The organism is Flavobacterium sp. (assembly GCF_040382755.1).
Classification (GTDB): domain Bacteria; phylum Bacteroidota; class Bacteroidia; order Flavobacteriales; family Flavobacteriaceae; genus Flavobacterium.
The window spans coordinates 1-10,760 of record NZ_JBEIET010000067.1; the positions used below are offsets into that span (position 1 = coordinate 1).

At 30.3% G+C, this 10,760-nt stretch carries 14 protein-coding genes; 10 read left to right on the top strand and 4 right to left on the bottom strand.

Annotated features, from left to right (window positions below):
• Positions 1–210, top strand: a 210-nt coding sequence (yaaA, locus tag ABWO04_RS07315; protein WP_353078689.1) for a peroxide stress protein YaaA, incomplete at its 5' end; no start/stop codon positions are given.
• Here the strand turns inward: yaaA and ABWO04_RS07320 are convergent.
• Positions 211–777, bottom strand: a complete 567-nt coding sequence (locus ABWO04_RS07320; RefSeq protein WP_353078713.1) for an anthranilate synthase component II — start codon at positions 775–777, stop codon at positions 211–213.
• 50 nt (positions 778–827) lie between these two features.
• On the opposite strand from ABWO04_RS07320, the gene ABWO04_RS07325 reads away from it, so the two are divergent.
• A complete protein-coding gene (locus ABWO04_RS07325; protein WP_353078691.1) occupies positions 828–1,382 on the top strand; it encodes a DUF8465 domain-containing protein in 555 nt (184 codons plus the stop codon).
• 4 nt (positions 1,383–1,386) lie between these two features.
• Positions 1,387–2,508, top strand: coding sequence for a cysteine desulfurase family protein (locus tag ABWO04_RS07330; RefSeq protein ID WP_353078693.1), 1,122 nt, complete (start codon positions 1,387–1,389; stop codon positions 2,506–2,508).
• A gap of 50 nt (positions 2,509–2,558) precedes the next feature.
• Here ABWO04_RS07330 and ABWO04_RS07335 read toward each other — a convergent pair whose 3' ends face one another.
• Positions 2,559–3,401, bottom strand: a complete 843-nt coding sequence (locus ABWO04_RS07335; protein ID WP_353078695.1) for a DUF2911 domain-containing protein — start codon at positions 3,399–3,401, stop codon at positions 2,559–2,561.
• 137 nt (positions 3,402–3,538) lie between these two features.
• Here ABWO04_RS07335 and ABWO04_RS07340 point away from each other — a divergent pair, with 137 nt between their 5' ends.
• Together ABWO04_RS07340 and ABWO04_RS07345 are read left to right on the top strand one after the other, a co-directional pair.
• Positions 3,539–4,003, top strand: coding sequence for an SRPBCC family protein (locus ABWO04_RS07340; RefSeq protein WP_353078697.1), 465 nt, complete (start codon positions 3,539–3,541; stop codon positions 4,001–4,003).
• 1 nt (position 4,004) lies between these two features.
• Positions 4,005–5,294, top strand: a complete 1,290-nt coding sequence (locus ABWO04_RS07345) for a cryptochrome/photolyase family protein (RefSeq protein ID WP_353078699.1) — start codon at positions 4,005–4,007, stop codon at positions 5,292–5,294.
• Position 5,295: 1 nt separating this feature from the next.
• On the opposite strand, the gene ABWO04_RS07350 is transcribed toward ABWO04_RS07345, so the two are convergent.
• Positions 5,296–5,946 (bottom strand): HAD family hydrolase, encoded by a 651-nt coding sequence (locus ABWO04_RS07350; protein ID WP_353078700.1) that lies wholly within the window; start codon positions 5,944–5,946, stop codon positions 5,296–5,298.
• Between the two features lie 86 nt (positions 5,947–6,032).
• On the opposite strand from ABWO04_RS07350, the gene ABWO04_RS07355 reads away from it, so the two are divergent.
• From ABWO04_RS07355 to ABWO04_RS07365, 3 genes are read left to right on the top strand one after another with little or no spacing between them, the layout of a single operon-like run.
• The gene (locus ABWO04_RS07355) at positions 6,033–6,575 is read left to right on the top strand and encodes an RNA polymerase sigma factor (protein WP_353078702.1); all 543 of its coding nucleotides are present in this window, start codon (positions 6,033–6,035) and stop codon (positions 6,573–6,575) included.
• A 32-nt stretch (positions 6,576–6,607) separates the two neighbouring features.
• On the top strand, positions 6,608–7,066 hold the full coding sequence (locus tag ABWO04_RS07360) for a hypothetical protein (protein ID WP_353078704.1): 459 nt from the start codon (positions 6,608–6,610) through the stop codon (positions 7,064–7,066).
• A 12-nt stretch (positions 7,067–7,078) separates the two neighbouring features.
• A complete protein-coding gene (locus ABWO04_RS07365; protein WP_353078706.1) occupies positions 7,079–7,660 on the top strand; it encodes an Atg14 domain-containing protein in 582 nt (193 codons plus the stop codon).
• Between the two features lie 22 nt (positions 7,661–7,682).
• Here the strand turns inward: ABWO04_RS07365 and ABWO04_RS07370 are convergent, their stop codons facing one another.
• Positions 7,683–8,714, bottom strand: coding sequence for a WD40/YVTN/BNR-like repeat-containing protein (locus tag ABWO04_RS07370; RefSeq protein WP_353078708.1), 1,032 nt, complete (start codon positions 8,712–8,714; stop codon positions 7,683–7,685).
• A 162-nt stretch (positions 8,715–8,876) separates the two neighbouring features.
• On the opposite strand from ABWO04_RS07370, the gene ABWO04_RS07375 reads away from it, so the two are divergent.
• Complete coding sequence (locus ABWO04_RS07375) at positions 8,877–10,094, top strand: RsmB/NOP family class I SAM-dependent RNA methyltransferase (RefSeq protein ID WP_353078710.1); 1,218 nt, start codon at positions 8,877–8,879, stop codon at positions 10,092–10,094.
• A gap of 12 nt (positions 10,095–10,106) precedes the next feature.
• The coding region (locus tag ABWO04_RS07380) for an endonuclease (RefSeq protein WP_353078711.1) at positions 10,107–10,760 on the top strand (654 nt) is incomplete at its 3' end.

Here is a 10,760-nt window from a genome sequence, read left to right on the forward strand (position 1 = left end):
GTTGCTGTAATCACTCCAGAATTTAAAGATTATAAAGACGGAAAATTGAAGATGATTTCGTTTTTTGCAAAAAAAGCCAGAGGTTTAATGGTACGATACATTATAGATACGAATGCAGAAACTGTTGATGATTTAAAAGGTTTCAATTATGAAGGGTATGCATTTGATGCTAATTTGTCAGAAGGAAATAAATTGGTTTTTACTCGATAATTAATTATTCAACCAATTTTCTAATATCTTTTTTCCATCAGGAGTCAAGATACTTTCTGGATGAAATTGCACGCCTCGAACATCGTAAACGCTATGTTTTACTGACATAATTTGTTTGTTTTCGTCAACTGAAGTTATAATCAAATTTTGCGGGAAATTGTCATTTGAAATTACCCAAGAATGATATCGACCTACTTCAATTTCATTTGGTAAATTAGTAAAAATAATATCGTTTTCAATAATAGTAATTTTTGAAGCCACGCCGTGATACACCTTTTCTAAATTAATTAACGTACCACCGAAAACTTCACCAATTGCCTGTAGACCCAAACAAATTCCTAATATGCTTTTTGTTTTGGCATACGTTTGTATGACTTCTTTTAACAAACCTGCCTCGCTTGGAATTCCTGGGCCTGGCGACAAAACTATTTTATCAAAAACTTCTAACTCTTTTAATTCAAACTCATCATTTCTAAAAACAGTAACCATTGCACCTAAATCTTCCAAATAGTGGACTAAATTGTAGGTAAAACTATCGTAATTATCTATGACAACTATTTTCAAAATTAAATGATTTTTAAAGTTATTATTTTACTTTTGTAAAAATATACTATTTTATGGAAAGTGCAATGAAAATTGGTGATGTTGTTCAGGTTTTAGATGATAATTTAGAAGGTGTGATTTTACGATTTCAAACGGATAATTCAATTGTTATTGAAACTAAAGACGGTTTTGAACTTATTTATAATCAAAAAGAAGTTATTAAAATTGCAAGTGATGCACCTAAAATTAATTTTGAAGGCAATCTTTCTAAGGTATTAGCCGAAAAAGAAATTCCTAAAAAACCAGGTTCGGTTTTAACCAAATTGAGCAAAAAAGATTCAATGGTTTTTGAAGTAGATTTGCATTTAGAAAAAATAATTACAGGAAAAAACCAAAATTTAACTAACTTCGATAAATTAAACATTCAACTTGAAGAAGCCAAACGTGCTATGGATTTTGCAATTTCTAAACGATACAATCGTGTAGTTTTAATCCACGGAGTTGGTGATGGTGTTTTAAAAAGTGAGTTAGAATATTTATTAAGACGATACGAAAACATAGTAATTCAAGAAGCCAATTATGGAAAATACGGATTAGGTGCTATGGAAGTATACATCAAACAAAATTAATGTAATGAAGAATATTTATTTAGATAACGCCGCCACTACTCCTTTACGTCCTGAAGTAATTCAAACGATGATGGATGTTTTACAAAACGATTTTGGAAACCCATCTTCTACGCATAGTTTTGGTAGAAGTGCGAAATCAATAATTGAAACCTCAAGAAAAACAATTGCAAAATATTTAAACTGTTCAGCTCAAGAAATTATTTTTACTTCAAGTGCTACAGAAGCTACAAATTGGATTTTAAGAGAAATGGTTAAAAATAATGGTATCAAAAAAATTATTACCAGCAAAATTGAACATCACGCCACATTATATACCGTTTTGAATTTACAAAAAGAATTTGGTATTGAAGTAGAATATATTAAAGTATTACCAAATGGAAATTTAGATTTGTTTGATTTTGAACGCAAGTTAAACGAAGAAATTCCAACTTTAGTAACCTTAATGCACGTTAATAACGAAATTGGAACACAATTAAATATTGATACTGTTTCGTCTATTTGTCAAAAATACAAAGCTATATTTCATTGTGATACGGTTCAATCTATTGGTAAAGTTGCCATTGATTTACAAAAGATGCCTTTAGATTTTTTAGTAGCAAGCGCACATAAATTTCACGGACCAAAAGGAATTGGTTTTACTTTTATTAGAAAAAACCAATCTATGCAACCAATGTTTTATGGCGGTGAGCAAGAAAAAGGATTACGTGCTGGTACTGAAGCGGTACATCAAATTGCGGGTTTGGCAAAAGCATTTGAGTTGGCAAACGAATATATGACTGAAGAAACCAAATCAATTTCAGATTTAAAATCATATTGTATTTCTGAATTACAATCTAATTTTGAAGGAATCATAATTAATGGAGAAAATACATTTTATAATATTTTAAACGTATTATTACCTTTTTCAGAAGAAAAAACGGCGCTAATTTTATTTAATTTAGATATGAAAGGCATTGCGGTTTCCAGAGGAAGTGCTTGTCAGAGCGGTAGCGTAAAACCCTCACACGTTTTGGCTGAATTTTTATCTTCAGATGATATTAAAAAGCCTTCTTTGCGAATATCATTTAGTCATTATAACACAAAAGAAGAAATTGATCTTTTAATTGAAAGTCTAAAAACCATATAAAAAAAAGCCATTCAAATTGAATGGCTTTTTTATGCTTAAGTAATGTGGAATTATTTAGACCACAATTCAATACTGTCTTTATTTTGTTTAATGTAATCTTCGTTTTTTTCTGCTGTAGCACCTGCTAATGATAATTTCGCAGTTTCAATAGCTCCTTTTTTATCGCCTAATTTAAATTGAATTAACGATTTTAATCTGTAATACCAAAACGGAACTTTCTCACCTGATAAAGAAATAGCTTGATTCATCCAAAGTAACGCTTTATTTAAATCAGTATTTGATTGATAATAATATTGTGCACTTGCATAATAGTCTTTTGCAGAAGGACCATTCATAATGTCATCAATAGATTTTAAAACGGTTTTTTGAGTAGGTACCTCAATTTTTACTGATACCAAAGTTTTTTCCCAAGACAATTCTAAATTAGCAGCATCTGTTGTTACATTATTAAATGAAATAGTAAATGTTTCTACAAGTCGGTTTAAACTTTCTGGCTTCGCTGATGTTTTTAACGCAACTTTATCATCCATCCATTCTTCTGGTAAACCCCAATTATCGGTGTCTTTGTAAAATATAATATCCCAAGAATCTGCTTTTGGCGTAGTAAATAACGCATATGTTCCTTTCGATAAAGACTTACCATTAATTGTAACATCTTGCGAAAAAGTAACAGTTGTATTTTCGTTTGCACCTGTTCTCCAATTTTTCCCGTAAGGAACTAATTCTCCATAAACCGCTCTTCCTTTTGCACTTGGTCTGTGATATTCCACACTAATTTGTGTCAAACCAACAGTTTGGTCAACCTTAGATACCGGACTTGCTTGTGGTGTTGCAATCTGTGCACTTATTACTCCTGAAATAAGGAATAAACTAAATAAGATATATTTTTTCATAACTTTATATTTTTTTTGCTAAAATACTATTTTATTTTGTCTTTCAAAGTTAATGAAATAATAAATCTAAATATTTTGTTTAATATTTCAATTATAAGATTAAACAAATGTATATTTGCAGTATTAAATTTATTGAAATGAAAATATATACATTAGCATCAAAACAAAATTTACCAATTTCTAAAAAAGAAGCTTGGGAATTTTTATCAAGCCCAAAGAATTTAAAAGCAATTACACCAGAATATATGAGTTTTGATATTTTGAGCGGTGCAGATAGACCTATGTTTGCTGGTCAAATTATCCAATATATTGTTACGCCTTTGTTAGGAATTAAAACCACTTGGGTTACCGAAATTACACACGTAGTTGAAGGAGAATATTTTGTAGATGAGCAACGATTTGGACCTTACGCATTATGGCATCATAAGCATTTTATTAAAGAAATTCCTGGTGGTGTGGAAATGGAAGACATTATCGATTATAAAGTTCCAATGGGAATTTTAGGCCAATTGTTACATCCTTTTATTGTAAAACCAAAATTAGATGAGATTTTTGAATACAGAAGAAAAAAATTAATTGAACTTTTTGGAGAATTTAAATAATATGACACTTTTTTGGTTTAGAAGAGATTTACGTTTAGAAGACAATACAGCTTTGTTTTATGCTTTACAAGACAATGAAACGGTATTGCCTATTTTTATTTTTGACGAAACCATTTTGCAACATCTTGAAAAAAATGACGCGCGTGTAACATTCATTCATAATCAGCTGGAAAAAATAAATATTGAACTTGGAAAAATTAACAAGTCACTTGCCGTTTTTTATGGAAAACCAATTGATGTATTTGAAAAACTTATTATAGATAACCAAATAAAATCGGTCTATACCAATCACGATTATGAGCCGTATGCCAGAAAAAGAGACGTTGCATTAAATGAAGTATTCAAAGAAAATAAAATTGATTTTAAAACCTGTAAAGATCAAGTAATTTTTGAAAAGTCTGAAATTACTAAAGAGGATGGTTTACCATATGTAGTGTATACCCCGTTTTCAAATAAGTGGAAAGCAAAATTAAAAGAAATTAAACTTGTAAATTATCCTTCAGATAAGTTACTAAATAATATAGCATTACATTCCTACCCTTTTTTATCTTTAGCAGATATTGGTTTTGAGACAACTAAAATTGCACTTCCTGAGTATACAATTTCTGAAAAATTAATTTCTGAATATGAAGCTACAAGAAATTTTCCAGCTTTAAAAAACGGAACTTCATTAGTCGGCATTCATTTAAGATTTGGGACAATTAGTATTCGAAAATTAGTACAACACGCTTTAAAATTTGAAAATGAGACTTTTTTAAAAGAATTAATTTGGCGCGAATTTTTTATGCAAATTTTATGGCATTTTCCTCATACTCAAACCAAAAGTTTCAAACCTAAATATGATGAAATAAAATGGGTAAATGATGAAAAATTATTTAAAAAGTGGTGTGATGGACAAACCGGTTATCCAATGGTAGATGCTGGTATGAGAGAATTGAATACTACCGGACATATGCATAATCGCGTACGAATGGTGGTAGCCAGTTTTTTATGCAAACATTTATTAATAGATTGGCGTTGGGGTGAAACCTATTTTGCTTCAAAGTTATTAGATTATGAACAAGCCAGTAATGTTGGAAATTGGCAATGGGCAGCAGGTTCAGGAGTTGATGCCGCACCGTATTTTAGAATATTCAATCCTACAGAGCAAATTAAAAAATTTGATAAAGAACTAAAATACATCAAAAAATGGGTTCCAGAATTGGAAACATTACAATATCCAAATCCAATTGTTGAGCATAAAGAAGCAAGAGAAAAATGCTTACGTGTGTATAAGGAAGCCGTTGGATAATTTATTTCAAAATAGTATTGAAATCTAATTCTTCAAATCGATCTATAACTAAATTTGCCAAACTGTAATCTTGTTTTTTGGAATTTACACTTTTATAACCTACACAAAAAATTCCAGCTGCGTGGGCAGCTTTTATTCCGTTGGTACTGTCTTCAATAACAATACAATTTTCTTTGTTAGATTTTGATAACCTTATGGCTTCTAAAAAAATTGCTGGATTGGGTTTCGATTGAGGAAAATCTTCACCAGAAACAATATATGAAAAATAAGTATGCAAGTTAAAACGGTTAAAAACACGATTTATAGTTACTTTAGACGAAGAAGATGCTAAAATTAATTGAATGCCATTTTGATGTAATTGTTTTATTAATTCTTCCACGCCTTCTAATAAAAACAAGTCTGCTTTGGTGTCGAAAGCATTATTAAATAAACTTCGTTTTTTTTCAACTAAAGTGGGAATATCTTCAGCTACACCAAAATGATCTTTAATTTTTTGAAACACATTTTTAGTAGAATTCCCAGTAAAAGAAGCATACATTTCTGCAGAAACCTCAATTCCTAATTCTTTAAAATGTTGATAATACGCATAATTGTGTACGGGCTCTGTATCTACAATTACACCATCCATATCAAAAATCACTGTTTGTAACATCTTTTTTGTTTTCTTGCGAAATTAAAAAATTAAATGGTAATTAAACCTTTTTGTGTAACTTTAGTCAAATATTAAATTCGATTCCATTGCAAGACGAAAAAAATTTTATAGCACGATTAATTCAAACCAAAACGCAAAACGAAGCGTTTAAAGAATTGGTGCAATGCTATCAAAAACCTTTATATTATCATATTCGTAATATCGTTTTAAATCACGATGATGCAGATGATGTGCTTCAAAATACGTTCATAAAAGTGTTTTCAAATATTGGTAATTTTAAAGGTGAAAGCAAATTATATTCTTGGATGTATCGAATTGCCACAAACGAATCGCTTACTTTTATTGAGCAACGAGCAAAAAAGCAAGGAATTTCAAATATTGAATTACAGCAAAAGGCAATATTAAATTTAGAATCAGATGTATATTTTGAAGGAAATGAAATTCAAATAAAACTTCAAAAAGCTATTGCTACTTTGCCTGAAAAACAACAATTGGTTTTTAAAATGAAGTATTTTGAAGAAATGAAATATGAAAACATAAGTGAAATTTTAGACACCTCTGTTGGCGGTTTAAAAGCCAACTATCATCATGCAGTAAAAAAAATTGAAGAATATTTAAAAAACAATTAAACCATTTATAATAAAAGTAGTCTAAATATATAATGAAAACAGAATTAGAAAATAATAAAATTACAAACGGATTTACTATTCCATCTAATTATTTCGAAACATTTTCAAATGAACTATTCGAAAAAATAAATGGTGAAGTAATTACGCAATCGCTTCCTAAATCTACAGGTTTTATTGTGCCTGAAGATTATTTTGAAACAAATGAAGCTGTAGTTTTAAAAACAATTCAATCAAATCAATCAAAAATAATTAATTTAAAATCAACATTTTATAAAGTTAGCGGAATAGCGGCTGTTTTATTGCTATCTATAACTTCTCCATTACTTTACACTTCAAATGAGGTAAAAAATACCGAATTGGCTGAAATGAGTTATTTAGAATTACACTCCAACGAATTAAGTGTATACGAAGTAGGTTCTATGTTAGATGATAAAGAAATAATAGAATTAGAAAACGAACTGATTTACAATAATTTAAATAATATTAATTAAATAAAAAATGAAATGAAAAAATTAGTAATACTACTTGCATTTATTTTTAGTTTGAACAATCAAGCACAAGAAAATTCAGAGCAAAAAAAAGCAGAAATAGAAAAACGTAGAGCGCAATTAATTGAAAAAAAAGCAGAAATAGAAAAACGTAGAGCACAATTAATTGAAAAAAGAGAAGAAATACTTGCCAATAGAAAAGAAATGCTACAAGAAAAAAAGGATAAAATTAAATCATTAAAAATCGCTTTCATTTCTCAAAAATTGGCGCTTACTTCAGAAGTAGCAGAAAAATTTTGGCCTGTTTATAATAAATATGACGACAAAATAATGGCTTTAAAAGAAGCGCAAATGAAACTTCGAGTTGATAAAAAAAATGGTACGGATGAAGAAGCATTAAAAAAAATAGAAGAGGCTGAAGCTATTGAATCTGAGGTAATGCTGTTGAAAAAGAAAATGCGTGCAGAATTAATTCCAATTATAACTGCTGAAAAAGTTGTAGCACTTGAGCGTTTAGAGCACGAATTTCATAGAAAAATTTTAGAAAAACTAAAAGGACGTAAGGGCAATCACCCACCACCACCTCCAAGACGATAAATAGATTATTAATAAGCCATTTCTAATGGCTTATTTTTATTTTAGTTACTTTGTTTTTTCCAGCTAAATAAATGTTGTTTTTTCCACTGAAACGTAGCGTATAAAAATCGGTATCATTTAATATTTTTGTCCAATTTTCTCCAAAATTAGTAGAATAATAAACACCTGATGTGCCACAAGTATATACTACTTTACCACGACTATTCGGTTTGAATTGCACACAAGATGCATATCCAAAAGCTTTATCTTTTGATACAATTTTCCAAGTTTTACCACCGTCTTTAGTTATCGCTTTATTGATTGAATTATCTTTCTGATTTTCGTAATTTCCACCCACAATAATTCCTTTTCTTTTGTTGTAAAAATCCATAGAAAAAGCACCTGTCATCGCTTCACCTTGAATAATTGGCGTGTCAAAAACCTGCCAAGTACTGCCTTTGTCTACACTTGTAAATAACCTGGATTTTTTACCTCCCGAAATAATATAAATAACGCCATCAACAATTTTTACATTCGTATCGCTTGCCGCAAAAGCCGCCTCACCTTCAACTGTTTTTGGTAATAAATTACAGGAAATTTTCTGCCAAGTTTTCCCTGAATTTTCTGTTAAAAGCACAGATAAACAATCTTCTGTTGGATCTCCAATAACTATTCCTAATCCTGTTTTCGCATCTATAAACATACTATCATAAAATACTTTTTCTCCAGTTTCAGAATAAATTAAATTGGAAGCAGCACTATATCCAAAAGTATTTAATGCGTAAATATTTGCTGGACTTCCTGTATTTAAAACATATATGTTACTATTCGTATAGGCCATACTTCTAAAATCTGTAATTTCTTTCTGTAATTTTACGATTTTAGTTTCTGCTTCGTTTTGGAAACTTATAAATCCTGCTTTACTATTTGTACCTCCAAACCAAACTCCGTTAATAGTTGGATAAATAGCTCGAATAGAAAGAGAATCTAACAGAATATCTTTTCTTTCTAAAACTTTAAATGTTGATTTACAGGATAAAAAAACAAAAAACACAAACAAGGATAAATATTTCATAAACTACTTATTTTAGGCGAATATACAATTATTCAAAAAATGACGGCCTTTAAATATCTATATTTTTAGAATTTTATTAGTTTAAAACGAGCTATTTATAGCGTGAATCAACGCTTTTTTGTTTTTAATTGTTATCTTTGCAGGCATTTTTATATATAATACATGAGATTTCACAGAAACATAAGTTTTGCAGTAATTGACGCCTTAATGGCAATTTTTAACGAAGGCGAATATGCCGATAAAGTCGTAGCTAGGGCTTTGAAACTAGATAAAAGATGGGGAAGCAGCGATAGAAAATTCGTAGCAGAAACCATTTATGATATTGTTAGGTGGAAACGACTTTATGCTGAAATAGCTGAAATTAAAAAAGAACCATTTGACAGAGATAGTATTTGGAGAATGTTTGCGGTTTGGGCAACTTTAAAAGGATACACATTACCAGATTGGAAATATTTTGAAGGAACACCAGTAAGAAGAATTAAAGGAAAATTTGATGAATTATCAAAAGATAGAAAGTTCAAAGAATCTATTCCAGATTGGATGGATGAAATTGGTGTAAAGGAATTAGGCGAAACAATTTGGTCTAAAGAAATTACCGCTCAAAATGAACCTGCAAAAGTTATTTTACGTACCAATACCATCAAAACAACTAAAGAAGCTTTAAAACAAGAATTACTTCAATTAGATATTCATACAAATGTACTTCCTGATTATCCTGAAGCTTTAGAATTAGAGGAAAGAGCCAACGTATTTATGACCGACATTTTTAAAAATGGTTTGTTCGAAGTACAAGATGCTTCTTCTCAAATGGTGGCACATATGTTAGACATTCAACCTGGAATGCGAGTAGTTGATACTTGTGCAGGTGCAGGTGGAAAAACATTACATATGGCTTGTTTAATGCAAAACAAAGGGCAAATTATTGCTATGGATTTGTATGAAAGTAAACTAAAACAATTAAAAATTCGTGCCAAACGAAATGGAATTCATAATATTGAATATCGTGTGATTGATACCACTAAAGTGATAAAAAAACTTCACGGTCAAGCCGATAGGGTACTTATTGATGCGCCTTGCAGCGGCTTAGGCGTATTAAAAAGAAATCCAGATGCGAAATGGAAATTAAAGCCTGAATTTATAGACAACATTCGTAAAGTTCAAGCAGAAGTTTTAGAAAGCTACGCTCCTATTGTAAAACCTGGAGGAAAATTAGTATATGCTACCTGTAGTGTGTTACCATCTGAAAACCAAGAACAAGTGAAAAAATTCTTAACAACCGAAATAGGTAAGAATTTTACATTTGTACAAGATAAAAAAGTTTTAGCTCACGAATCTGGCTATGACGGATTTTATATGGCTTTATTAACAAGAAATAATTAATCCCCCTAAATTATGAAAATAAACCTACTATTACTACTTTTAATTACACAATTTGGCTTTGGTCAAGCTGGTATACCTGCAAGTCCTTATTATAATGGAATGAATTGGACGCTAACAGGTATGAATTTAAAAAATGCTTTAGCGACAAAAATCACAACCACTCACACTAATTTTCTAACTTATTCTCAAGATTGGAATGCCACTCAGGCTACAGATTTAAATCCTACAAACTCAAACAATGTTTTATTGTTATATGGTTTTAGTAGTTCAACATGCCCTGCTTCTATTTCGAATGATAATGACCATAGAGAAAGAAATACTATGAGTAATGGTGGTGGAAATTCTTGTGAATGGAACCGTGAACATGTTTACGCTAAATCATTAGGAACACCAGCTTTAGTTGATGGTGCACTATCTTCTGCTGATAGTGATGCCGGAGAAGATGCACATCATTTAAGATCTTGCGATGTAGATAGAAATGGAGACAGAGGAAATTTAAAATTCGCTGCTGGTTCTGGTAATTCTGGAACTGTAACAGGCGGTTGGTATCCTGGAAATGAGTGGAAAGGTGATGTAGCAAGAATGATGATGTATATGTATTTAAGATATCCTTCACAATGCTTACCAATTAACGTTGGAACTGGAGCAACTGTTTCAACAGATACA

Coding starts and splice junctions, on each gene's coding strand:
- ABWO04_RS07325 (WP_353078691.1), top strand. CDS start 828: ATGGAAAGTGCAATGAAAATTGGTGATGTTGTTCAGGTTTTAGATGAT.
- ABWO04_RS07365 (WP_353078706.1), top strand. CDS start 7,079: ATGAAAAAATTAGTAATACTACTTGCATTTATTTTTAGTTTGAACAAT.
- ABWO04_RS07345 (WP_353078699.1), top strand. CDS start 4,005: ATGACACTTTTTTGGTTTAGAAGAGATTTACGTTTAGAAGACAATACA.
- ABWO04_RS07370 (WP_353078708.1), bottom strand. CDS start 8,714: ATGAAATATTTATCCTTGTTTGTGTTTTTTGTTTTTTTATCCTGTAAA.
- ABWO04_RS07375 (WP_353078710.1), top strand. CDS start 8,877: ATGAGATTTCACAGAAACATAAGTTTTGCAGTAATTGACGCCTTAATG.
- ABWO04_RS07360 (WP_353078704.1), top strand. CDS start 6,608: ATGAAAACAGAATTAGAAAATAATAAAATTACAAACGGATTTACTATT.
- ABWO04_RS07330 (WP_353078693.1), top strand. CDS start 1,387: ATGAAGAATATTTATTTAGATAACGCCGCCACTACTCCTTTACGTCCT.
- ABWO04_RS07350 (WP_353078700.1), bottom strand. CDS start 5,946: ATGTTACAAACAGTGATTTTTGATATGGATGGTGTAATTGTAGATACA.
- ABWO04_RS07340 (WP_353078697.1), top strand. CDS start 3,539: ATGAAAATATATACATTAGCATCAAAACAAAATTTACCAATTTCTAAA.
- ABWO04_RS07335 (WP_353078695.1), bottom strand. CDS start 3,401: ATGAAAAAATATATCTTATTTAGTTTATTCCTTATTTCAGGAGTAATA.